18 protein-coding genes, 1 tRNA gene and 2 pseudogenes are annotated in these 22,816 nt (G+C 59.2%); 17 read left to right on the top strand and 4 right to left on the bottom strand.

All coding sequences use genetic code 11. The annotated features are described in order from the left end of the window. The 11 genes and pseudogenes from EOA13_RS33800 to EOA13_RS33750 form a co-directional block, all read left to right on the top strand. Positions 1-127: pseudogene (locus EOA13_RS33800) on the top strand (IS5/IS1182 family transposase); the annotation flags it as partial. Positions 128-1,029: 902 nt separating this feature from the next. Further along, positions 1,030-2,667, top strand: coding sequence for a methyl-accepting chemotaxis protein (locus tag EOA13_RS33795; protein ID WP_023809629.1), 1,638 nt, complete (start codon positions 1,030-1,032; stop codon positions 2,665-2,667). A gap of 23 nt (positions 2,668-2,690) precedes the next feature. Beyond that, positions 2,691-3,158 carry a chemotaxis protein CheW gene (locus EOA13_RS33790; protein ID WP_127297589.1) on the top strand — a complete coding sequence of 156 codons (468 nt, stop codon included), beginning with the start codon at positions 2,691-2,693 and terminating at the stop codon, positions 3,156-3,158. A gap of 23 nt (positions 3,159-3,181) precedes the next feature. Next, positions 3,182-4,393, top strand: coding sequence for a protein-glutamate O-methyltransferase CheR (locus tag EOA13_RS33785; RefSeq protein ID WP_245490557.1), 1,212 nt, complete (start codon positions 3,182-3,184; stop codon positions 4,391-4,393). Then, positions 4,393-5,097, top strand: a complete 705-nt coding sequence (locus tag EOA13_RS33780; protein ID WP_127297588.1) for a chemotaxis protein CheW — start codon at positions 4,393-4,395, stop codon at positions 5,095-5,097. Before EOA13_RS33785 ends, EOA13_RS33780 begins: the two co-directional genes overlap by 1 nt. After that, positions 5,094-7,367, top strand: coding sequence for a hybrid sensor histidine kinase/response regulator (locus tag EOA13_RS33775; RefSeq protein ID WP_023809633.1), 2,274 nt, complete (start codon positions 5,094-5,096; stop codon positions 7,365-7,367). The genes EOA13_RS33780 and EOA13_RS33775 overlap by 4 nt, the downstream gene beginning before the upstream one ends. A gap of 22 nt (positions 7,368-7,389) precedes the next feature. After that, positions 7,390-8,409: a chemotaxis response regulator protein-glutamate methylesterase gene (locus EOA13_RS33770; protein ID WP_127297587.1), complete on the top strand. Its 1,020-nt coding sequence runs from the start codon at positions 7,390-7,392 to the stop codon at positions 8,407-8,409. Positions 8,410-8,473: 64 nt separating this feature from the next. Then, positions 8,474-9,427: a PleD family two-component system response regulator gene (locus EOA13_RS33765; RefSeq protein ID WP_023809635.1), complete on the top strand. Its 954-nt coding sequence runs from the start codon at positions 8,474-8,476 to the stop codon at positions 9,425-9,427. A 362-nt stretch (positions 9,428-9,789) separates the two neighbouring features. Beyond that, positions 9,790-10,248: a YidB family protein gene (locus tag EOA13_RS33760; protein ID WP_023809636.1), complete on the top strand. Its 459-nt coding sequence runs from the start codon at positions 9,790-9,792 to the stop codon at positions 10,246-10,248. Between the two features lie 439 nt (positions 10,249-10,687). Continuing rightward, positions 10,688-12,424 carry an adenylate/guanylate cyclase domain-containing protein gene (locus EOA13_RS33755; RefSeq protein ID WP_023809637.1) on the top strand — a complete coding sequence of 579 codons (1,737 nt, stop codon included), beginning with the start codon at positions 10,688-10,690 and terminating at the stop codon, positions 12,422-12,424. Between the two features lie 111 nt (positions 12,425-12,535). Next, positions 12,536-13,072 (top strand): GNAT family N-acetyltransferase, encoded by a 537-nt coding sequence (locus EOA13_RS33750; protein WP_127297586.1) that lies wholly within the window; start codon positions 12,536-12,538, stop codon positions 13,070-13,072. Between the two features lie 219 nt (positions 13,073-13,291). On the opposite strand, the gene EOA13_RS33745 is transcribed toward EOA13_RS33750, so the two are convergent. Then, positions 13,292-14,278, bottom strand: a complete 987-nt coding sequence (locus tag EOA13_RS33745; RefSeq protein ID WP_081734773.1) for a 5'-nucleotidase — start codon at positions 14,276-14,278, stop codon at positions 13,292-13,294. Between the two features lie 366 nt (positions 14,279-14,644). On the opposite strand from EOA13_RS33745, the gene EOA13_RS33740 reads away from it, so the two are divergent. The 3 genes from EOA13_RS33740 to EOA13_RS33730 are packed head-to-tail and all read left to right on the top strand — an operon-like array spanning position 14,645 to position 17,216. Continuing rightward, positions 14,645-15,019, top strand: a complete 375-nt coding sequence (locus EOA13_RS33740) for a DUF3489 domain-containing protein (protein ID WP_245273115.1) — start codon at positions 14,645-14,647, stop codon at positions 15,017-15,019. 5 nt (positions 15,020-15,024) lie between these two features. Further along, entirely contained in the window at positions 15,025-15,531 is a 507-nt protein-coding gene (locus EOA13_RS33735) for a DUF2924 domain-containing protein (RefSeq protein ID WP_032908834.1), read from the top strand. Next, positions 15,528-17,216, top strand: coding sequence for a recombinase family protein (locus EOA13_RS33730; protein WP_023809640.1), 1,689 nt, complete (start codon positions 15,528-15,530; stop codon positions 17,214-17,216). Before EOA13_RS33735 ends, EOA13_RS33730 begins: the two co-directional genes overlap by 4 nt. Positions 17,217-17,428: 212 nt before the next feature. Here EOA13_RS33730 and EOA13_RS33725 read toward each other — a convergent pair. Beyond that, positions 17,429-17,504, bottom strand: a tRNA-Ile gene (locus EOA13_RS33725). 135 nt (positions 17,505-17,639) lie between these two features. On the opposite strand from EOA13_RS33725, the gene EOA13_RS33720 reads away from it, so the two are divergent. Continuing rightward, positions 17,640-18,350, top strand: a complete 711-nt coding sequence (locus tag EOA13_RS33720) for an SIMPL domain-containing protein (protein WP_127297585.1) — start codon at positions 17,640-17,642, stop codon at positions 18,348-18,350. Between the two features lie 214 nt (positions 18,351-18,564). Here the strand turns inward: EOA13_RS33720 and EOA13_RS33715 are convergent, their stop codons facing one another. Continuing rightward, positions 18,565-18,921, bottom strand: coding sequence for a hypothetical protein (locus tag EOA13_RS33715; protein WP_127297584.1), 357 nt, complete (start codon positions 18,919-18,921; stop codon positions 18,565-18,567). A 256-nt stretch (positions 18,922-19,177) separates the two neighbouring features. After that, complete coding sequence (locus EOA13_RS33710; RefSeq protein ID WP_027039249.1) at positions 19,178-19,624, bottom strand: YcgN family cysteine cluster protein; 447 nt, start codon at positions 19,622-19,624, stop codon at positions 19,178-19,180. Positions 19,625-19,820: 196 nt separating this feature from the next. Between EOA13_RS33710 and EOA13_RS33705 the strand changes: the two genes are divergently transcribed. Continuing rightward, positions 19,821-21,725, top strand: a complete 1,905-nt coding sequence (locus tag EOA13_RS33705) for an OmpA family protein (protein WP_127297583.1) — start codon at positions 19,821-19,823, stop codon at positions 21,723-21,725. A gap of 304 nt (positions 21,726-22,029) precedes the next feature. Continuing rightward, positions 22,030-22,556, top strand: a pseudogene (locus EOA13_RS33700) (TIGR00645 family protein). Positions 22,557-22,816 lie beyond the last annotated feature (260 nt).

Here is a 22,816-nt window from a genome sequence, read left to right as displayed (position 1 = left end):
CTTCAACAAGGCCAAGCAATTCCGTCGTATCGCAACCCGATACGACAAGCTGGCTGAGAACTATCTTGCCGCCCTCAAACTCGTCGCAATCCGCATCTGGCTACGCGGTAATGAGTCTACGTCCTAGATTTCATAGCCGGGTTCGGTGTGTCCGGAGTGGTGGGATTGGTGCTTGGGCTCATTGCGATGACGATCATTGCGCCAAACACCACTGGTGGAGCGTTGCTAATCATTTTTGTTGGGATAGCAGTGGGGATTATTTTCGGCGCGATTTACCGCTCATTTAGACCAGCTAAGACGCCACCCGAAACGAAACAGTGAAATTTGCTGAGTACACGAAACGCGCTGGACTAAAAAAAAGATATTGAGTAAAAAAGCCGCCGAAGCGGGTTTTTCGTTATCAAATACTAGCCAAAAGCGCGGGGCCGAGGATCATTACCTCCGGCGGCCTGTCTGGAGGCAAAGCGCGGGAATATTCGAGGCCGCCCAGAGCGATCTGCAGGGCATTTGCTGATCCAGCAGAGCCGGGAGATCGGACTGAAGGCACGGATATTTGATGTGATTCTGTACCTCTTCTCAAGCAGCGTTCTGACGGTCGCTGGCGCAGACAGACCGTCAGAACGCCGATCATCACGATGTACGCTTTTGGACGCGGCAAATGTCGACCTTCTGGCCGAAATGAGGCGCATTGCAGACTGGCGACTCTGGGCCGCAAGCGGGAGGTCGGCTTTCGGGCATCGAGCTGACCTAAGCAGTCATTCAACTCATGGCCACAAGTAGCTCATACACGCTCCTCTTGACGCGGCGTGCCACCCTAGCCGATGTCGGGCTGATGTGCGTGGACGGCAGGACGTCCTTGACCACCGCTTCTGGCGCCGCCGATTGGCGAGCCGCCTCTCCATCATTTGCGATGGAACGGAAAAGAAACCATTCAGCATCAGACTGCCGCTTTTCGACGCACCTTTTCGAATACGTCGGAACGAGCGCTTGTCGCGCAGCCCACGATGCCCCCATTGGTGAACCGGTTCCATGAAGAGTCTGACAATACGCCACCGCATCCTCGTCAGTTTCGCTGCCGTTCTGGTGGTCATGTCCGTGATAGCCGTCATGGCGTACGCCTGGTTTCTTCAGGCGGGCCAGGAGGCGACTGAGGTCGAGAAGGGCATCCTACCGGACCTTTATCACAGCACCGAGATCATGACGGGCCAGATGGCGGCCCATAGTCTGCTTCAGGAATTTGCCCTTCAGGAAAACCCGTCGGACAGAAGCACGCTTGAAAGCGCGATCACGACCAATCGCGACCAAGTGCAGCGATCGATGGACGACTATGAGGCAACAATCGTCTCCGACATCGACAAGCAGAATTATGCACTCGTCAAAGAACTCGCCAACCAATTCCGTCTGGCTGAAACTGCTGTGCTGGACACAAGCCGGGCTGCCTTGTCGAAAGGTGAAACTCCCAATGAAAGCCCGGCCCTCAAGAACACCGTAGAGCCGATTTTTGTAAAATTGCAGTCCGCTCTGCAGGCCATGGTTGAGGATCATAGAGGCGAGGCAAACAGTGCGACCCAGCGGATCAGCTCGATCGTTAGAACGGCCGAAGTCGGTTTGAGTGTTGGCTTGTTGGTAGCCCTCGGGCTAGCCCTTCTTTTGGGTTACCAGCTGTTTCGCGCCATTACAGGTCCGCTCACCCGTTTGGTCAACGCGGTTCAATTGATGCGGCAAGGCGACTTCAGCGAACGCCTCGATCTGATGCGCCGAGACGAATTCAGTGTGCTTGCCGACGGCTTCAACGCAATGGCGGACGATCTCACAACCCTCATTGGTCAGGTTCAAAGGTCCAGCATACAGGTCGGCACGTCGATAACTGAGATCGCCGCCACCTCCAAGCAACAGCAGGCAACTGCGACTGAAATCGCAGCGACCACAACAGAAATCCGCGCGACAGCCAAGGAAATCTCCGCCACATCAAACGAGCTGGTCCGCACGATGAACGAGGTCTCCACAGTTGCCGAACAAACGGCTGCCGTCGCCGGCGGAGGTCAAGCCGGGCTGACCCGTATGGAAGAAACCATGCAGCAAGTCATGGAAGCGGCCGGCGCGATCAATTCCAAACTCGCGATCTTGAGTGAGAAAGCCGGCAGCATCAATCAGGTGGTGACGACCATCACAAAAGTCGCCGATCAGACGAATCTGTTGTCGCTCAACGCTTCCATCGAGGCTGAGAAGGCAGGCCAATATGGCCGGGGTTTTGCAGTTGTAGCGACGGAAATCCGAAGGCTCGCGGACCAGACGGCTGTCTCCACCTACGATATTGAGCAGATGGTCAAGGACATCCAGTCGGCAGTCGCGGCCGGGGTGATGGGCATGGACAAGTTTTCCGAGCAGGTCCGCCGGGGTATGCAGGAAATCCAGCAGGTCGGCGGGCAACTCTTCGATATCATTCAGCAGGTTCAGGGGCTGGTGCCACGTTTCGAAGTCGCCAATGAAGGCATGCAAGCACAGGCGACCGGCGCGGGGCAGATCAGCGACACGCTAACCCAGCTAAGCGAGGCAGCTCAGCAAACAGTCGAATCCCTTCAACAATCGACGCTCGCGATCGACGAGCTCAATCAAGTCTCAGGCGGCATGCGAAGTAGCATTTCGAGGTTCAAGCTGCGAGCATAGCGAGTCGGCAGTAGGAGGTGACAATGCTATTCCTCGCCTTCAGCATGGGTCCGGATCGCTACTTGATCGATGTCCACCAAATTGAAGAGGTGCTGCCCTATTTCGATGTGAAAGTTCTTCCGGGTGCGCCAACTGGTGTGGTGGGTTTGGTCAGCTATAACGGAATACCCATCCCTCTGATCGATGTTACCCATCTTGCGCTTGGCCGGCCATCGGAGCGCCTATTGAGCACCCGGATCGTTGTGACGCGCTATCCGGCGCATGATGGCGAGCAACGCCTGCTGGGGCTGATCGCGGAACGGGTGACGGATACGCTCGAGCGACACCCTGCCGATTTCGCGCCGTTCGGACTTGAACAAGGAACCCCGCCCTATCTTGGGCCGGTGGCTTCCGATGGTTCGGAGATCATTCAGTGGGTCAAAGTGGAAGCGCTGCTTTCGGAAGAGATTCGTACCGCTTTGCTCCGCCAGGCCGCAATAGGTGATCAATGACCGGCGCAATAGAAAAGCTCCTGATGGAAACCATCGGACTGGACAGTGCCAGTGTTGGTCCGACAGTGGTTCGTCAGGCGGTCAGAGACCGGATGGAAGCATGCCGGATAACCAACCCTCAGGCCTATAGGGAACACTTGACCGTTTCCTCGCAGGAGCTGCAGGAGCTGATCAATGCGGTGGTGATCCCAGAGACCTGGTTCTTTCGCGACCGAGAAGCGTTCACGATGCTGGCGCGGCATGCGCGCGTGCACAAGCCTGCTCAGCCGATAAGAGTCCTGAGCCTGCCATGTTCAACCGGCGAAGAGGCTTATTCGGTCGCCATGGCGATGTTCGATGCCGGCTTTGAGGCGCACGAGTTCAAGATCGATGGCGTGGACGTCAGCAGTCGCAATATCGCCACGGCTGAACGCGCCATCTATGGGCGCAATTCGTTTCGCGGGAGCCATCTCGAATTTAAAGATCGCTATTTCGAAGCGGCTGAGGGCGGGTTGCGGCCTATTGCTGGGGTGCTGAAACAGGTTCGGTTCAGGGTAGGAAACCTGTTCGGCTCTCGCGCTTTCGGGCAAGAGGTCTATGACATCCTGCTTTGCCGCAATTTGCTGATCTACTTCAATCGAGAGCTGCAGGATCGCGCATTGAGCTGCCTGAAGGACCTGCTGGCCAAGGACGGACTTCTTCTGGTCGGTCCGGCGGAAGCAGCTCTTCCAAGGTTGCATGGCTTTATTTCCGCTGAATGGCCATTGGCCTTTGCCTTTCTGAAATCGGAGGCCGTCAAGACCACGGCGCCGAAAGTTCCGGCCGCCGTCCCGGTGCGGGCGCCAAGCCCGAAGGTCAACAAGAGCGAGCCTCTTCTTCCGTTCCGACCGACAATTGGCAATGAAGGCCGTAGGCAGGCTCCGACCAAGCCGCTTGCACAGGCCTCGGAAAGCCTCATCGCGGTTGAACGGATCGCCAATGCAGGACGGGTAAAGGAGGCACAGGAGGTCGCCCTGGCGCATCTCAAGGAATTCGGTCCTTCCGCGGAAATCTTCTACCTGCTGGGCCTCGTCCAAGATGCGGATGGTTCTGCACCCGAAGCCGCGCGAAGTTATCGCAAGGCGCTCTATCTCGCACCAAATCATCGAGAAGCTCTCGTCCATCTGGCCTTGCTGCTTAGCAAGCAAGGCGACCATAACGGCGCCGAGGCGCTGGCCGGCCGGCTGGGTCGGGTCCAGAAAAGGAGCGGCGGCTGATGGCGGCTTCGACAAAGATCGCTCAGCCGGTGGAGGAGATTGCAATCGACGACTGCTGGCGGCAAATAGGCGTACGGGGCGACAAGTCATGTCCGCTACTGGAGCAGCATCTCCACTGCCGGAATTGCCCGACCTACAAGAAGATTGCACGACGCCTTCTTGACCGTGCAGCGCCCTCGGCATACCGCGACGAATGGCATGATAACGCTGATCGTGCAGGGATCCATTCGACAGACAGCGACGCGCTGCAGACGGCCGTTCTCTTCCGTTTGGGGGACGAATGGCTTGCACTGCCGGTCGGTATTTTTCATGAAGTGGCTGAATCTCGTCGCGTTCATTCACTTCCACACCGCAGGAACAGTGCACTGCTCGGTATTGCGAATGTCCGTGGTGAATTGCTCATTTGCCTGTCCCTGGCCGAATTGCTCGGGATAGACGAGCGCAAGGAGGGGGAACAAGGCACACGCACCAAGGTATTTCGCCGCCTAGTCGTGGTAGGCGAGCACGACAAGCGGGTTGCTTTTACGGTTGACGAGATCCACGGCTTACATCGGTACCAAGAACGCGACACTCTCGATGTTCCGGCCACGATTGGCAAGGCAGTGTCGGCCGCTACAGTTGCCGTGCTGCCGTGGCAGGGACGAGCCGTTGGCTGTCTCGATCCACGACAACTGCTCACGATGCTTGACCGGAGCATCGCATGACAGATGGAGACTTCAGCCAGGTTTCGATGCTCACCCTCTTCCAGGCCGAACTGGAGACGCAGTCACAGGCTCTAACCTCTGGGCTTCTGGCACTCGAACGCGATCCTATCGCCCCCGACGCCCTGGAAGCATGCATGCGTGCCGCGCATTCCCTGAAAGGAGCTGCCCGCATCATCGACTTGATGCCTGCGGTCAAAGTTGCAAATGCGATGGAAGACTGTCTGGTCGCAGCGCAACGTGGGCATCTGAGGGTGCGACGGGAGCATATAGATGCGCTTCTGCAGGGCTCTGACCTTTTGAAATTGATCGCATCGGGATCATCGAGCGAGAGTGCCAACTCAGAAGTAGAAAGCTTTCTCGCGAAGTTCGAGGAATTGTCCCTCCCCGAGGCAAAGCCCGGGACCCAAGATTCTGCAGCTGATTTCGCAACTCCAGACCATGCCCAGGAGCAACTGGCGACGACCTCTTCAGCGAACGTCCTAGTTGCGGCGGTACCGCAAGCGCACGGCAGCATCGGCTCTGATAGAATGGTCCGGGTGACGGCAGACAGCCTGAACCGATTGCTCGGGTTGGCTGGCGAGTCGCTGATGGAAGCTCGGCGGCTCAGGCCATTCGCTGATGGGCTGCTACGGCTGAAGCGACTTCAATCGGACCTCGCAAGTGCGTTCGACAATCTTCATGCAGTGCTGCCGCCGGTTTTAAACCATGCGGCGGTGATGGAGGCGCTGGCTGAGGCGCAGCGAAAGCTTCGGTTAAACCAAGCGTTCCTGGCGGAGCGTCTCGATGAATTGGATTCAGTTGATCGGAAAGCGACCGATCTTGCCAACAGGTTGTACGACGAAACGTTGGCGAGCCGGATGCGGCCTTTTGAGGACGGCGTGCGACACTATGCGAGAACGATCCGCGACCTCGGTCGTACCCTTGGCAAGCGGGTGCGACTGGAGATTGTAGGCGGCTCGACCGGCATCGACCGCGATATTCTCGAGCAGCTTGATGCCCCTTTGGGGCATCTCCTGCGCAACGCTGTAGACCATGGGCTTGAACCGCCTGAGGAGCGCATCGCGATGGGGAAACCCGAAGAGGGGCTGATCAGGCTCGAAGCGAGGCATAATGCCGGGCTGCTGCAGATAGCCGTGGTGGACGACGGCAGGGGGGTCGAGCTCTCGAAGCTGCGCGAGACCGTCGTCGCCCGGCAACTTGCAACCAGGGAAAGTGCTGACACACTCAGCGAAACCGAATTGCTCGCATTCCTGTTTCTGCCAGGCTTTTCGATGAAAGCGGGCCTTACCGACGTCTCCGGTCGCGGTGTGGGGCTTGATGCAGTGCAAGCCATGACGAAGGAAGTCCGGGGAGTCGCAAGCGTCTCCTCAGAATTTGGGCACGGAACCCGATTTCAACTGCAATTGCCGCTGACGTTGTCGGTCCTGCGCACGCTGCTCGTCGATGTTGATGGGGAGCCCTATGCTTTTCCACTCGCTGCCATTTCCAAGACTTTGAAACTGCAGCGGACGCAGATCAATCTCCTGCAGGGCCGGCCACATTTTCGATTGAATGATCGACAGATCGGGCTGGTCACCGCGCGCGAGGTGCTGGATCGAGGTGAGCCCGGATCGGAACCGAACGAACTCTCGGTCGTCGTCGTGGATGCGGGTCGGGGCGATGCGTACGGCCTGATCGTCGACCGTTTTCTCGGGGAACGCGAGTTGGTGATCAGACCTCTGGACCCACGGTTTGCCAAGATCAAGGACATCAGCGCAGCAGCCCTGATGGAAGACGGTTCGCCTGTTCTGATCTTCGACGTCGACGATCTGATCCGATCGGTGGAGAAGCTTGCATCATCCAGCGGACTTCGAACTCTTCGGCGCGCCGCGGGCGGTCCCGAAGCGAGCAGGCGCAAGCGCGTGCTCGTGATTGACGATTCACTGACGGTTCGCGAACTCCAGCGCAAGATGCTGGGCAATTACGGTTATGAGGTCGAAGTTGCGGTCGACGGTATGGACGGGTGGAATGCCGTCCGGTCTGGTCCTTTCGATCTCGTCGTCACCGACATCGACATGCCTCGTATGGATGGCATCGAGCTGGTGAGTTCGATCAGAAAGGACGCTCATCTTAAGAACACACCCATCATGATCGTTTCATACAAGGATCGGGAAGAAGATCGCGCGCGCGGGCTCGACGCAGGTGCGGACTATTATCTGACCAAGAGTAGCTTTCAAGACGAGGCGCTGATCCATGCCGTCGTGGACATGATTGGCGAGGCGGTTGAATGAGAACGAGATGGGAAGCCAGCGAATGAGAATCGGCGTGGTCAACGACATGCCCATGGCGGTTGAACTTCTGCGTCGACTGGTCCTGTCGACCGGCGAACATCAGGTCGCGTGGATCGCGACCAATGGGCGAGAGGCGGTCGAGGTCTGCAGACGTGATCTGCCGGATCTCATACTCATGGATCTAGCGATGCCAGAGATGGACGGCGTGGAAGCGACCCGCAGAATCATGGCGGAAACCCCGTGCTCAATCTTGCTGGTGACCGCTAGTATCGAAGCCAACCTCGCCGGCGTCTACGAAGCAATGGGTCATGGCGCGCTTGACGCAGTCGATATTCCCTCAGTGGGCATCGAAGGTAACGCGTCCTCGCAATCCGCCCGGCTTTTGACGAACAAGATAGGGACGATCGGCAAGCTGATTGGTGATGCGCCGACCCAGGCAAAAAGGCGGATGTCACGTGCGGCTGAGCCGACACCTCGACGCCTGATTGCAATCGGTGCCTCCGCGGGCGGGCCGGCTGCCGTTGCCGCAGTCCTGAGTTCGTTTCCCGTTGACTTTGGCGGCGCGATTGTACTCGTCCAGCATCTCGATGCTCAGTTCGTTCCAGGCCTCGTTGATTGGCTGGGGCAGCATACGCCTCTCCCGATCAGTCCGGCGCGGGAAAGGGATAGTCCTCAAGCCGGCACCGTTCTCGTTGCCAGTTCTGCGGATCATCTGGTTTTCAAGTCAGCTCGGCAACTTGGCTATACGCCCAGCCCCAAGGACAATGTTTATCGGCCGTCCGTAGATGTGTTCTTCGAAAGTGCGGCGCAATGGTGGCCCGGCTCGGTGACTGGTGTTCTGCTCACAGGCATGGGCAGGGATGGTGCGCGCGGGCTGAGACAGCTCCGCGACAAGGGGCATCTCACAATCGCGCAGGATAAAGCAACCAGTGCCGTCTATGGCATGCCGAAGGCCGCCGCCGACATCGGCGCGGCTGTTGATATTCTTCCTTTGAGTGCTATCGGCTCACGTATAATCGAAGCCTGCGAGCGCTCCACGTGAAAGGGCCCGTCCGATGACGCAAGAACCAGAGCTGGTCCCGCCACTCGCAGATAATTATTCATCCATGGTTCTGCTCATCGATGATCAGATCATGGTTTGCGAGGCGGTCAGGCGCGCTCTAGCCACCGCGCCCGATATTTCCTTACACTTCTGCACCGACCCATTGAGAGCGATGGCGGTCGCGGATGAGGTAAAGCCAACGGTTATTCTGCAGGATCTCGTCATGCCCGGGGTCGATGGGCTGCATCTGGTGCGAGAATACAGGAAGCATGGGTCGACACGCGCGGTCCCAGTCATTGTGCTGTCGAGCAAGGAAGATCCAGCCACCAAGGGCGAGGCGTTCGCTGCGGGAGCGAACGACTATCTCGTCAAACTGCCGGACCGTATCGAGCTGATTGCACGTATTCGATATCACACGCGGGCCTATCTGGATCACGTCCAGCGAGACGCGGCGTACCGAGCGCTAAGGGAAAGCCAGCGACAGCTGATCAGTGCAAATCTCGAGCTTGAACGTCTGACGCGGATCGATGGCCTGACGGGTCTAGGCAACAGGCGCTATTTTGACGAATATCTGGCGGCTGAATGGAAGCGCGCTTTTCGCGCACAGTCCCCATTGTCGCTGTTGATGATCGATGCAGACAACTTCAAACGATACAACGATACCTATGGCCATATGGCCGGCGACGAGGTGCTCAAGCAAATCGCCCGCGTAATCCAGAGTGGTTCCGGCCGCTCCACCGATCTCGCTGCGCGGTACGGAGGCGAAGAGTTCGTCATCGTGCTGGTCGACACTTTACTGGAACAATCCAGCGCGATCGCAGAGCGGCTCGTCCAGAGCGTGCGGGAATTGAACATACCCCACGGCCCGGATCGCGTGACCATCAGCGTTGGCGCCGCAACAGCGGTGCCCACCGAGAACGAGACGCCAAACGATTTCGTCAATGCCGCCGATTTGGCTCTGTTTCGTGCCAAATCGGAAGGACGAGATCGTGTTGCGCTTCATATGTCCCGCAGCTAGAGAAGCTCAATGCACCTCCGAAGAGCGGGTGTGTAATTTGAGGCTAAGATGGGGCGTGAGAGCGGCACTCGGTTGAAGATAGGAGCCGGACAACGGGCTTGAAGGCTGGTTGGGCAAACGTTGGGAATGACAGCGACAGCGAGCTGGCCAGGTTCCGCTCCCTCCTCCTTATCATTGCGCCGCTTAAAACCCCAGGGTTGATTGCCGTGTGAAGCACTGGCGCGGCGAGGAAAACTTGCGGCGCGCTTCGCTGCAGAATTCCGGGAGGAGAAGGCTGAGCGTGTTCCAGAGGTCTATTAACTCCAGCAGGCGGAACCTTGCGAGCCTCGAAGCCTTCTTCCTGTTAGCTAAGGAGGAAACCAATGGCAAATCTGGGAAGACTGGCTGTCGCGATGCTTGGCATTCTTGCTTACCAAAATCGCGATAAGATCGGCGACTTGATCCGCGGCGCGGGAAATCGAGATCCAAACAACACACAAGGCGGGCTCTTGGATCAGCTGTCCAAGGGCGTCTCCGGGACCGCGTTTGGGGACATCCTCGACCGCTTCAGAAATGCAGGAGCGGGATCGAAGGTCGATTCGTGGGTTAGTACCGGACCCAACGAACCGATCGACCCGAAGGACGTGGAGACGGCAATTGACGAGGACACTCTCACTGCGCTTTCGATGCAAACTGGTCTGTCGCGCGATGAGTTGATTGCCCGGATCACTAAAGACTTGCCCGAGGCGGTCGACAAGCTGACGCCAAGGGGCGAACTGCCAGCAGCGACCGATGAGATCGCACTCCTAGATCAGGTGCCGCCACGCACTCCAGAGCGGTAAACGGGGGATTACATCGACCGTTAAATTGGCCGCGCCGCAATCCGGAGCGCATGACTGAACGGGCGGGCCACGGCCTGCCGTTGGGCGCCGCGAAGGAAAGAGTGGTGAAAGGGGGCGATCTTCTCTTTGGACTGGTTGTGATGAGGCGGGACCCTGGCACAGGTCGGCGTTGAGTTCCACTCTGCATTTTATTCAACATGACCCTAAATTGATTGGTCCACCCGGTTCCGAAACGACACAATGCGGGCTCGGCTGAGGCCCCTCCGTCTTTGAGGTATCGTCCTCGCGACCGCGTAAACAAGAAAGTGAATGATCGACCGACGTGACGCGATCACCCCATGTAGCGGCTTGCCGATCGAGCTTCAAAGTCAGCCTGATAGACTTTTGAAATAGACGTCATACAATCCCATTTTTCTGCTTTCAATGAAAGCAAAGCGAAATGGCCGAAGAACGCGCCCAACGCCGTCTTGCCGCCATATTGGCCGCCGACGTGGTGGGCTACAGCCGACTTCTGGACCTGGACGAGCAAGGAACATTGAACGCGTTAAAGAGGAGGCGGAAGGAGATCCTGGAACCACTGGTCCGCGACCGTCACGGCCGTGTCGTAAAAGTGATGGGTGATGGCGTCCTAGTCGAGTTCGGAAGCGCAGTGAACGCGGTGTCATGCGCCGTCGAACTCCAGAAGCGGATGATGGCCGCGAACGAGGGTTTGGCGTTCGACCGACAAATCAACCTGCATATCGGCATCAATCTGGGCGATGTCGTTGTCGAGGACGGCGATCTGTTCGGCGATGGCGTTGTTGTCGCAGTGCGGCTTCAGGCAATGGCCGGGGCCGGAGATATCTGCGTCTCCGGCAGCGTCTACGATCAAGTCAAGCGAAAGCTTGAATGCGACTTCGACGAACTCGGTCCGCAAGCGATCAAGAACGTTGCCGAACCGGTATCCGTTTACCGGATTCGGTTATCGGCCTCATCTGAAAGTGGCGGACCGGCAGAGAAAGCGCCGCTGCCGCTCCCCGGCAAGCCCTCCATCGCCGTCCTTCCCTTTACGAACATGAGCAACGATCCGGAGCAGGAGGCTTTTGTCGACGGCCTCACCGAAGACCTGATCACGGATCTGTCGAGGAACAGCGAGTTGTTTGTCATCGCCAGCAACTCGGCTTTTGCATACAAGGGCAGGCATATGGATGTGCGTCGCATCGCGCGAGAACTGGGAGTGCGCCATCTTCTTGAGGGTAGTGCACGGCGGGCAGCTGGACGGGTGCGTATCAACGCTCAATTGATCGATGCGATCGGGGGCGACCACCTTTGGGCCGAAAGATTCGACCGAAGCCTTGAAGATATCTTCGCTGTTCAGGACGAGGTGACCGGCAAGATTGTCGAGGCTCTGGTGGGCCGTCTGACCGCCGCGCCGGGGCGCAACAGACCGAAGAACCTGGAGGCCTATGATTTATGTGTGCGTGCACGGGCCTTGGGCCTGCAAACGGCACTCACCGCGAAAGAAGCCATTTTCCTGCTGAACCGGGCAATTGCGCTCGATCCGGAATATGCGGAGGCGCATCGTTGGCTGGCACTCAACCTCTGGCTGGGCTGGGAGTTCTGGGACGAACCGATGGACCCCAATCGCACAAGTGCGCTTGCCGAAGCACAGCAGGCGGTCGAACTCGACCCGAATGACGCTGGGAACCGATGGGTATTGGGCGTTATACTAGGACATGAGGGTCGCTGGGCGGAATCGGATGCCGAATTCGCCGCCGCCCACAAGCTGGATCCCAACCACGCCGACGCATGGGCAATGCAAGCTGAACTGACGACGGAAAACGGCCGGCCTGCCGAAGCCATAGAGCAGGTGCGCAAGGCGCTGCGGCTCAACCCTCACCCGCCCGGTTGGTACTACTGGATGTTGGGCCAGGCTCAGTATGCCATCGGCGACTACGAATCCGCGGTTCAAACGTTGCGGAGACCCGAAACTTATCGCACGACTTCACGACGCCTGCTTGCAGCAAGCCTTGCGCAACTTGGCCGTTTGGAGGAGGCGCGCTGGGAGGCGGAAATGTTCATGATAAGCAATCCGCACTTCACAATCAGGCATTGGTCAGCTTCGCAGCCTTTCCCGGCCGAGGACGTCCGACGGCATATCGTGGAAGGCTATCGCATGGCGGGGCTGCCAGAATGACTGTCACGGCTATGCCGTCGGGGCCGCAGTGGATAGCGTCTCGAGGCTGCCGCAGCAGCGAATATTTGGTCTCTTCTGCCGGAACGAAATTCGTCAAATCGAGACTTGAACATGGCAAGTGAAGACTTTCGGCACCGGAAAGCACAACGGGAGGATCTCCCGGCCCTGATTACGCTCATGGACGCGGCGATCTCTGAACTCCAGAAGCCCTTTCTAGATGACGCTCAGATCCAATCCAGCCGGGCCATCATGGGGCTGGATACACAACTTGTCGACGACGGCACTTACTTCCTCGTGGAGCACAACGGCGTTTTGGCAGGTTGCGGCGGTTGGAGCCGGCGCGCAACGATGTATAGTGGAGATCAGTCGCCTGGACGTGATGCAGCGCTGCTTGATCCTGCCAAGGACGCAGCACGCATCAGAGCCATGTACACCCATCCGGACTTTGTCCGGCGGGGGGTCGGCCACTTGATCCTTGCGCTTTGTGAGCGTGCCGCCAAGGCCGAGGGCTTCGCCCGTGCTGAGCTGGCAGCTACCGCGGCCGGAGAGCCACTGTATCGCGCCTGCGGGTACCAATCCGTCAAGAAATTCTTCGACGAGCGTGGCGGGGCTCCGGTTCCTATCCTGCTTATGAGCAAGACGCTCTGACCTCCGGCTTACAGGGCAGTCGCACGCAGTTGGCGGCGCTCGCCGGCACGGAATGCTCACCTATACTTCCGCCCCATGGTCCGCTTTTGGTGAATGGACGGGACCGTACGAATGACTGCCATTGGGCGCAAAGCCGCCGTTCGGCTTCCACTATGCCCAGATCGCATGCCGTCACGTTCGGACGCTCAGTCAAAGCGAACGAGATCTAATCCTGAAGAATCAGCCGGCCGGGATTACCGGCGCAGCCGGATCGTGAGGTCCGGGAACATGGCCGGCAGGAACCACTGCCGCCGCGCCTAAAACGTGCTTCTCTTGATCATCAAAGAAAATGTGGGCCCCGAGCGCCTTCAGGATGGGTGCTTTCTCACGGCTGCCTACGAAGTGCGCCTCGTCAGCTGGTGTTCCCCACGCTCTCAGCGTCCGAATTACGCGCTCATGCGCAGGGGCGTTCCGGGCAGTGACAAGTGCGATGCGGACCTTACTCACGTTGCCCTCATTAAGGAAAACTCGGCGCAATGCCGATAACTTGTGAAGAAAATTGCCAAACGGGCCGCGCGCCATCGGATTGCTCGCGTTCGCGGTCTCATGCGCAAGGAAAGCCTCCAGGCCCTTTTCTTTGTAGATTGCGTCGGACTCGGGGCCAAACACTACAGCATCGCCGTCGAACGCGACCCGGACCTCGCCCTGGGGTGTTTCGGCACGATCCTTGGGCGCCAAGCCAAGCCGAGCAGCGGCTGCTCCGCCGTCCACCGCTCCTTTTACATCCGTGTCCGCGTTTGAGAGAAATAGGTCAATGCCCCAAGCAGGAACAAAAGGAGCGAGTGACCGCCCGCTAGTAAAACTGCCTGTCTTGACGACAAGCCCATAATGATCGATCGACTTGAACGCTCGGAGAGAGAGGTCGGGCGAGTTCTGGGACAGAAGGATCACTTCAACATACGGAGCAGCCTCAGGATCGTTCAGCGCGAGTAACCGCTCGACTACCTCAAAGCCAGCACCCCTGCGGAGGATCACGTCCTCGCGTTCGAGTTGCATGGCCGCATACGACTTGACGCCGTAGTTCTCGAATACGCGATGTTCCTCCTCCAGATCAAAAAGAGCGCGCGTAGAGATTCCGATGCGGAGAGGGCTGGCCCTTAGCGTAGACCCTGGATCGCCATTCCCCTTGTCATCTTCGGCTGTAAGAGAGGCTTCCGCGATTTCCATTTGCCCTTCCTCCGATATTAAGACAGCCTAGGCAATGCCCTTTCTATATTTGACTTATTTCCGAAGAATTGAAGATCTGCGGTTCATTGCGGATCGCTGTCATTTCATCGCGATTTCCTAACTTTTCAAATGCCAGATGGACTTGGGAGCATCGACACGTCGTGGGAAGGTCCACTGGTGTGGTCTAAGCCCTCGAAGGCAGCGATATTCGACTGGACTTCATACGGCAACGAAGCATTGGTGTTGCCAGCGCAGCAGAAGAACAATGGATTAACAACGAGCAGAATCTCCAGCCCGCCAAGACAGCGGGCTTCGGTCAGTACAAGCGCCGGAATGGTCCGGGCTTCTAACTGATGGAGATTTGAAATGTCTATCTTTAACAACACCACTATGAAGGCCGACAATGCGGAAGCCGCCGATACGGCACCCAGCGTCGACGACAGCACCCCAACCCGGAAGCCGCGCGAGAAGTCCGTGGTGACCGTCGCGGTGACGGTCAAGAAGGCAAAGGACGAAGCGCCCGCAGCGCCTACCAAAACCGACATCGTCCTCAAGAAGCTGAAGTCGGCCAAAGGCGCTACAATCCAAACCCTGATGGATGCGACGGGATGGCAGGCGCATTCGGTGCGGGGTTTCCTCTCCGGTACCGTCAAGAAGAAGCTTGGCCACGAACTGCTCAGCGACACCGGCAAGGACGGACAAAGGCGGTACCGCATTGCCGAGGCGAAGACCGCCGGTTGACCTAGATGCGCAAAAGACAGGATCTGGATAGTGAGATCGCCGGGATTGGCGGTCTCACGCGTGATGAACTCACGGCAGCATGGAAAAAGGCCTATGGCTGCCCGCCGCCCAAAGGGGTCAAACGTGGGTTGCTTGAACGGTCGGCCGCCTGGCATCTCCAGGCCAAGCGATTGGGTGGTTTACCTTCGACCGTCAAGAAAACACTCGGAGCAGGCAACGCGCGCCAGTCCAACGTAAAGGCTGTCCAACCGAGCAATACTGGACCGGATCGCGAGGACGGTGTTCCGTCGGTCCGAGCAGCGTCATCGGATAAGGCACTAACGTCGCCGCCACGATCCCTTCCGCCAAGAATCGGCTCCCGTCTGGTGCGGGAATGGAATGGCCGGATGCACGTTATCGAAGTGGTCTATGACGGCTTCGTGCTCGATGGCAAGACGTACGGATCGCTGTCGGCTGTCGCCCGCCGCATTACCGGCGCCCATTGGTCTGGCCCGAGGTTCTTTGGCCTATGACAGCAATCCCTCGCCTCAACTGCGCGATCTACACTCGCAAATCGACCGAAGAGGGATTGGAGCAGGAATTCAATTCGCTCGATGCCCAGCGCGAAGCGTGCGCGGCCTTCATCGCATCGCAGGTCGGTCTTGGCTGGAAGTTGATGCCAAGCCACTACGATGACGGCGGGATTTCGGGCGGCACGATGGAGCGCCCTGCCCTGCAGCGTCTCCTACAGGACATCCGGGACAAAGAGGTCGATGTGGTGGTCGTCTACAAGATCGACCGCCTCACCCGTTCGCTGATGGATTTTTGCAAGATCGTCGAGATCTTCGATGCCAGCTCCGTCTCGTTTGTCTCGGTCACGCAGCAGTTCAACACCACAACCTCAATGGGCAGGCTCACGCTCAACGTGCTCTTGTCCTTCGCCCAGTTCGAGCGAGAGGTTACAGCAGAGCGTATCCGCGACAAGATCGCGGCCTCGAAGAAGAAAGGCATGTGGATGGGTGGCGTGGTGCCCCTGGGCTATCGTGTCGAGTACCGCAAGCTGGTGATTGACGAAACCGAGGCACAAACAGTCAGACACCTGTTCGCCCGCTATCTCACCCTGAGGTCAGTGCGCGACCTTGTCGATGAGGCTGCGAGCGACGGGGTTTCCACACGATCGCGACACCTCATAGACGGATCAGTTGCAGTTACCATGCCGTTTGGTCGCGGCAACCTCTACCACCTGCTTTCGAACCCGGTCTACGTCGGCAAGATCAGGCACAAGGATCAGGTCTACGATGGAGAGCACAAGCCAATTGTCACGTCTGCCACGTTCGACGAGGCCCAGGCACTACTTGCCTCTCAGGCGCCGCGGCGGCGAAGCGAGTCCAATGTCACGCAAGCCCATTTGCTCACCGGTCTGCTCTTTGATGAAGCGGGCGAGAAATTGCGATCGGTTCATGCCAATAAGCAAGGTGTTCGCTACCGATACTATGTCTCAAAGCAGTTCGTCGATGAGCGCAGGAAAGGTTCCGAGGGCTGGCGTCTTCCGGCACCCGCACTTGAGTCAGTTGTTGAGCATCGCCTCAATCGGATTCTCAGTGATCAAGCCCAACTGTCTGATTGGATTCGGCAATGGGCAGACTCTGGCGAAATCCAGGCAGCGATGCGGCGAGTTGACGAGATGCGGTCGTGTTGGGCTTCAGGCACTACGGATGCGAAGCGATCTCTCCTCCAAAAGATCGTTCACAGGATCACCCTCAAGCTTGGTTTATTGACCATCGAACTGGATCGCCGCTCGCTATCGGAATTGCTTCTCGACCGAAAGCTGCCACCCAACGATAGCGCCCAAGTAACTTCCATCGAATGTCCAATCGGAATGAAGCGTCGCGGCGTCGAAACGCGGATCGTGCTTACCAACGGATCCAATATCAACCGGGCACCCGATGCCGCCTTGATCAACCTTCTGCGCCGCGCCCACCTATATCTCGGCCAACTTACAGACGGAGTCGGTCGCAGCCTTACCGACGTTGCCATGCTCAACGGCACCGATACATCCGAGGTCAGCCGCCTATTGCCCTTCGCTTTCCTCGTTCCAAAAATTGCGGCCAACATCGTTGCAGGTGATCAACCTGTTGAACTAACGGCGCACCGGCTGTCCCGATTGTCGGACCTCCCCCTTACTTGGACTGACCAGGCTGCACTCCTGGGCTTCTAACCATCCGGCGAACATCTCGCTGACCAGTCGACCATCGCTTTGGCAAACACTTGGCTACGGAATTCGCCCGACAGAGACGGACGACTAAAAGTCGGGTGTTTTGCGTTTACCGCGGCGTCTCAGCCAAGTGTTGCCCACTACTCGGCGCTAACCCACGGAAATGTCGGAGGTATTCTGAGACGGTCGAAACCCCGAAAAACGAGGGGACTGGATGGTGGGCCCGGAGGGACTCGAACCCCCAACCAAGCGGTTATGAGCCGCCGGCTCTAACCATTGAGCTACAGGCCCCACGCGGGCTGGATTAATGTTTTTCGCATCGCGGCACAAGGCTTTCCCGACGGGCTTCCGCAGATCGCCCAAATCAACCCATAATCGCGCTCTACGCGATCCCTGGCGACTTGATCGCAGACCAAGGAGATTTTCATGACCAGACATCTTTTGCCTCTCGCGCTCGCCACTGCAATCGCTTTTCCGGCGATGGCTGGAGCCGCCGATCTGCCGACGCCGCCCCGCATCATCGTGTCGGGCGAAGGCGAAGCAGCCATAGCCCCCGATCTGGCGGTCCTGACCCTGAGCGTCATGCGCGAGGCCAAGACCGCGCGCGCCGCGCTCGATGCCAACAATGACGCCATGGCCGCCGTGATCGCGGCGATGAAGTCCGCCGGCATCAAGGACCGCGACCTGCAGACCGCTGGCATCCAGATCAACCCGCGCTACAACTACACCAACAAGCCGGACGGCAGCCAGGAAGCCGAACTCGTCGCCTACCAGGTGACCAACACGCTTTCGGTGCGGGTGCGCGATGTCGACAAGACAGGCGAGGTCCTCGACAAGGCGGTGTCGCTGGGCGTCAACCAGGGCGGCGGCATTGCCTTCACCAATGACAACCCGGCAGCCACGGTCACCGAGGCGCGCAAGAAGGCGGTTGCCGACGCCATGGCCAAGGCCAAGACGCTGGCCGAAGCCGCCGGCGTCAGCCTAGGCCGGGTGCTCGAGATCACTGACCAGAACATCAGGCCGGCGCCGATGCCGATCAATGCCAAAGCCTTCGATGCCGCGGCCGGCGCGGCTCCGGTACAAGCCGGTGAGAACGCCTACAATGTGCAGGTCACCGTCACCTTCGAACTGAAGTAGGCGGCTCTGACGATCCGTGGCTGAGCCTGGCCACGGCAATCATCAGCCAATAGCGTGCATGAAAAACCCGCGGGATTGCTCCCGCGGGTTTTTTCGAGCCACACCCTTCAAACGGGAAAGGGGCTCCGCTAGTCCAGACCGATCGCAGAGATCGTGTCTCCCGGCATGATCTTCGCAGAGGATCATGCCCTCAAGGATCCGGCCAAACCCGAGCTTAGCGATAAATAACCGGGCAGCCGCGCTCATTGGCGAACACGACGACGACGCGGTCGCCATCCTGACGGCCCGCCACCTTCACCGTACGACGGTTGACGTCGACGATGCGGACACGGTGGAGACCCATGCGTTCGGCCTTGTCGAGGGCGCGGTCCGGCGAGCAGCCACGGCGCCAGTCGCCACGGCGTTCGTCACGGCGATGGCGATAACCGTCGTCACCGGTATAGACGCCGAAACGCGGGTCGTTGTTGTTGCCGAAGCCGAGGTAAAGGCTGTCGGCGTGAGCGGGAACGGCCGCCAGCGTGCCGAGACCGACCAGGGCCGAAAGGGCTACCGTCTTGATCGTGTTGAACATCGTCTTCTCTCCTTTTTGCGGGCCTTCGCCCGTCCTCGTGAACCGATGGGGGGAGAATGCGCTTGCCTGTCTGAACTCTTTACGAACCTGCCGTTCATCTCCGGTTCATATGGCGGGAAGAAGGAAAGTTCTGGCCATTTGCCGTCGTCCCCAGCCGTTGTTGAAGGCCAGAACGTCTGACTCGGCGCCCCGGTTCCGACCCCGCTGATTGGCCGAATGCATTCGAACGGGAGGCTCCTGCTCACCGCCGCTGGTCCTACGGCTCCTCGTCCAGCACATAGTCAAAATAGTCTTCCGGCTCGGCAAGATCGGTTTCGCTCGCCTTGACCCGGCCGCGCATCGAGATGCCGGCTTCATGCACGGTCGCGGCGCTGCCAGACACCAGCCGGTGCCACCAGTAGAGGTCGCGGCCCTCGGCCACCAGCCGATAGGCACAGGTACTGGGCAGCCAACTGATGGTTCGCACATTCTGCGGCGTCAGCCCGACGCAGTCGGGAACGCGCGCCAGCCGATTGGCATAGTCCGAACAGCGGCAGGTCTCGGCGTCGAACAGCCGACAGCCGACGCTGGTCCAGTATATCTCGCCGGTGTCCTCGTCCTCAAGCTTCGAAAGGCAGCATTTACCGCAGCCGTCGCACAGCGATTCCCACTCGGCCGGGCTCATCGCCTCCAGCGCCTTGGTTTTCCAGAATGGCGTTTCCATTTCCGGGATGTGGCCCCAGCCGCGGGCAAGGTCAAGCGCGGCAATGGTCGCAATGCGGCTATCGCCAGGTGAATGACATGAAGTTGCCTTCAAAAGGTCGGTCAATCGCCCCGTACGGCCTCTATCCGTGCCAGACTGGAACCAATCGGCACAAGATCGGTTTCGGCAAGGATGGGACCCCACAAGGAGAATTTCGATGAAACGCCAACCACGGATTCTGGCAGGCACGGCACTTGGCCTGTTGATGGCATCCGCGCCGTTGGGCGCGTTCCCGCTTCAGGGAAGTGTCGCGTCCGGCCTTGCCCAGCGCACGGCAGCCCCATTCATCCTGGCGCAAGCAGCATGCGCCGAAGGCGAAGCGGCCGAAGCCTGCGCACAAAAGCAGCAGGCGGAACCCGAACAGAAGCGCGAGCGCAAGAAGGCCGAGCCTGAACAGCAGGCCGCGCCTGCCCAGAGCGAGCAGCCCGCCGAGGAACAGCAGCCACGCAGGAAGAAGCGCGACCAGCAGCAGCAGACCGAGCAGGCGCCGGCCGAACAGGCCGCTCCAGCCGAGGAACAGCAGCCGCGCAGGAAGAAGCGCGACCAGCAGCAGCAAACCGAGCAGGCGCCGGCCGGCCAGGCGGAACCGGCCAACGACAATCAGCCCGGCGAGCAGGCCAAACCGCGCAAGAAGAACAGGCAGGACCAGCAGGCCCAACCTGAAGTCGCCCCGGCACCGAAGGAGGCTCCCGCTGGAGAGGCGACGGCCCCTGCCGGCGAACAGCCCGCGGCCCAGGGCGAGCAGCCCCAGGACACGACGAAGAAGCGTGTCAGGAAACCTGTTGGCGAGCAGCCGGCCACAGCCGAACAGCCAGCCACCGGCGAACAACCGGCCAATGGTCAGACGGCAGCACCGGTACAGGGCGAAAACCCGGTGCAAGGCGAAGCACCGGCCGATCCAAACGCCGCTCCCATCCTGGACAGCCAGAAGGACGCCGAGCGCAGAGGCGGCCGCAAGCAGGGCGACAAGATCGTCCCCCAGGATGGCGAGCAGCAGAATGGCGGGCAAAATGCCCAGCAAGGTGGCGATCAGGGCCGCAAGCCGGTGGCTGCTCCCATCGACCAAGGTCCGCCGCCCACCGACGACAGGGCCGCACAGCAGGAGATCAAGCCCGAGAAGATCGCGCCGGTGACGGAGGAAAAGGGCACACGCGTAGAGCGTGCACCCGATGAGAACGTCCGCGACCGCCGGCGTCCGAAAGGCGTCGACGTCGTCAGGGAACTCGGCGACCGCGTCATCCTGCAGTTCAACAATCAGACATTCGTCGAAAGCAATGACGCCCCGCGCATGACCCGCGGCGCCAGGAACGTCTATTATGAGGATCTGTCGGGCGACCGCACCCGGGAAATCGTCGAGCGTGACAACGGTGTTCAGATCGTCACCATCCGCAATCGCTATGGCGACGTCATCCAGCGTTCGCGCATTGCGCCGGATGGACGCGAATATGTGCTGAGCTATGTCGACGAGCGGCATTATCAGGACGACAGCGACTGGCGCGATCCCGGCGATGATCTGCCGCCGATGCGGCTGACAATCCCGCGCGAGGAGTACATTCTGGACTCCGAGGATGTCGAAGATCCGGACGACTACTACACTTTCCTCGAACAGCCACCGGTGGAGAAGGTCCAGCGCCTCTACTCGATCGACGAGGTCAAACGTTCGGCACGCGTGCGCGACATCGCACGGCGCGTCGATCTCGACACGCTCAACTTCGAGTTCGGCTCGGCCTCGATCTCCGACACCGAGGTGCAGAAGCTCGAGGGCGTCGCCACCGCCATGGAGAAGCTGTTGAAGAAGAACCCGGCCGAGACCTTCCTGATCGAGGGTCACACCGACGCCGTCGGCTCGCCGGAAGCCAACCTCGCTCTGTCCGATCGCCGCGCGGAATCGGTGGCTGAAGCGCTCACCAATGCGTTTGGCATCCCGCCGGAAAACCTGACGACGCAGGGCTATGGCGAGGAGTATCTGAAGGTCAACACGACGGCGCCAAACCGCGAGAACCGACGCGTCGGCATCCGTCGCATCACGTCGCTGGTGGCACCTGTGGCCAGCAACAATTAGGCCATGATTTCAAAATCATGACCTAGTTTGTGGAATCGGCACGAGAAGCATCCATCCCCGGCACCGCCGGGGATGGATGGATGTGACGGTTCAACAAGAATTGTACAGCCATTAGACACGGCTCATTGAATCGCGAGCGCACCTACCCCAGATTCAAGCCTGGGCGTTCCCTGCCCCGTCCCGACTCCAGCGGGACGCATTGAGCCCCGCCGGACATTGTTCGGCGGGGCTTTTTGCCTTGCAAACGGTGGCGACCTGGCGGAATACGGCCATTGTCCGAGAGATAACCAGCCGGAATCATCCTATGAAGCGTCTCGAACTCGCCATCGAAATCGATCATCCTCGCGTCGCGCTGGCTGCTCGTCGTTTTCTATATAGGCCTGGCCCTTGCATTGGCCGTCTATGCGCTGTCATTCGGCAAGAAGCTTTTATGAGTTCATTACCCTGACGTTCACGCTCGGTGACACCGACACTATCCTCAAGATGCTCGGCCTGATCGATGCCGCGCTGGTTGCCTCGCTGGTGGTGATGGTCATCATCTCGGGCTACGAGAACTTCGTCAGCCGCTTCGATGACCAGGACGGCGGCGACGACGGCGTGCATTGGCTGGGCACGATCGATGTCGGTTCGCTGAAGGTCAAGGTCGCCTCGACCATCGTCGCCATCTCGTCCATCCACCTTTTGCAGGTGTTTTTGAACTCGTCGACCTACACGACCGACCAGTTGATGTGGCTGACCATCATCCACCTCGCCTTCGTCGTCTCGGCCTTCATGCTCGCCTATATCGACCGGCTGATGGGCCTGAGCAAAGGCAACAAGGACGAGGCGTGAGCCTGCGCCTGCCGGACATGAATCAGTCCGGCAGGAACGATGCCCTACGCCTTGTTCGAGCAGGCTTTCCCATGATTCTGCGGGTGGCGAAGGGCTTGGCTCAACGCCCGCGTCGCGTCAAAACAAAGAGTTCTAGAGCGGGATGAAATGAGACTGAATCGGCTTGGGATTCCCTTAGGCGTGCAAATCTGATTCAACCTTCATGCTGGGCAAGGAGGTCAGCATGGATGGGCAAGCCTTATTCGATGGATCTTCGCGAA

This window comes from Mesorhizobium sp. M7A.F.Ca.US.011.01.1.1 (assembly GCF_003998295.1).
Taxonomy (GTDB): domain Bacteria; phylum Pseudomonadota; class Alphaproteobacteria; order Rhizobiales; family Rhizobiaceae; genus Mesorhizobium.
This window is presented reverse-complemented; position numbering and strand designations above follow the sequence as displayed.

Bases quoted from the DNA above. Each gene is read 5' to 3' on its own strand.
- EOA13_RS33795 (WP_023809629.1), top strand. From the start codon at position 1,030: ATGAAGAGTCTGACAATACGCCACCGCATCCTCGTCAGTTTCGCTGCC.
- EOA13_RS33790 (WP_127297589.1), top strand. From the start codon at position 2,691: ATGCTATTCCTCGCCTTCAGCATGGGTCCGGATCGCTACTTGATCGAT.
- EOA13_RS33785 (WP_245490557.1), top strand. From the start codon at position 3,182: ATGGAAACCATCGGACTGGACAGTGCCAGTGTTGGTCCGACAGTGGTT.
- EOA13_RS33780 (WP_127297588.1), top strand. From the start codon at position 4,393: ATGGCGGCTTCGACAAAGATCGCTCAGCCGGTGGAGGAGATTGCAATC.
- EOA13_RS33775 (WP_023809633.1), top strand. From the start codon at position 5,094: ATGACAGATGGAGACTTCAGCCAGGTTTCGATGCTCACCCTCTTCCAG.
- EOA13_RS33770 (WP_127297587.1), top strand. From the start codon at position 7,390: ATGAGAATCGGCGTGGTCAACGACATGCCCATGGCGGTTGAACTTCTG.
- EOA13_RS33765 (WP_023809635.1), top strand. From the start codon at position 8,474: ATGGTTCTGCTCATCGATGATCAGATCATGGTTTGCGAGGCGGTCAGG.
- EOA13_RS33760 (WP_023809636.1), top strand. From the start codon at position 9,790: ATGGCAAATCTGGGAAGACTGGCTGTCGCGATGCTTGGCATTCTTGCT.
- EOA13_RS33755 (WP_023809637.1), top strand. From the start codon at position 10,688: ATGGCCGAAGAACGCGCCCAACGCCGTCTTGCCGCCATATTGGCCGCC.
- EOA13_RS33750 (WP_127297586.1), top strand. From the start codon at position 12,536: ATGGCAAGTGAAGACTTTCGGCACCGGAAAGCACAACGGGAGGATCTC.
- EOA13_RS33745 (WP_081734773.1), bottom strand. From the start codon at position 14,278: ATGGAAATCGCGGAAGCCTCTCTTACAGCCGAAGATGACAAGGGGAAT.
- EOA13_RS33740 (WP_245273115.1), top strand. From the start codon at position 14,645: ATGTCTATCTTTAACAACACCACTATGAAGGCCGACAATGCGGAAGCC.
- EOA13_RS33735 (WP_032908834.1), top strand. From the start codon at position 15,025: ATGCGCAAAAGACAGGATCTGGATAGTGAGATCGCCGGGATTGGCGGT.
- EOA13_RS33730 (WP_023809640.1), top strand. From the start codon at position 15,528: ATGACAGCAATCCCTCGCCTCAACTGCGCGATCTACACTCGCAAATCG.
- EOA13_RS33720 (WP_127297585.1), top strand. From the start codon at position 17,640: ATGACCAGACATCTTTTGCCTCTCGCGCTCGCCACTGCAATCGCTTTT.
- EOA13_RS33715 (WP_127297584.1), bottom strand. From the start codon at position 18,921: ATGTTCAACACGATCAAGACGGTAGCCCTTTCGGCCCTGGTCGGTCTC.
- EOA13_RS33710 (WP_027039249.1), bottom strand. From the start codon at position 19,624: ATGGAAACGCCATTCTGGAAAACCAAGGCGCTGGAGGCGATGAGCCCG.
- EOA13_RS33705 (WP_127297583.1), top strand. From the start codon at position 19,821: ATGAAACGCCAACCACGGATTCTGGCAGGCACGGCACTTGGCCTGTTG.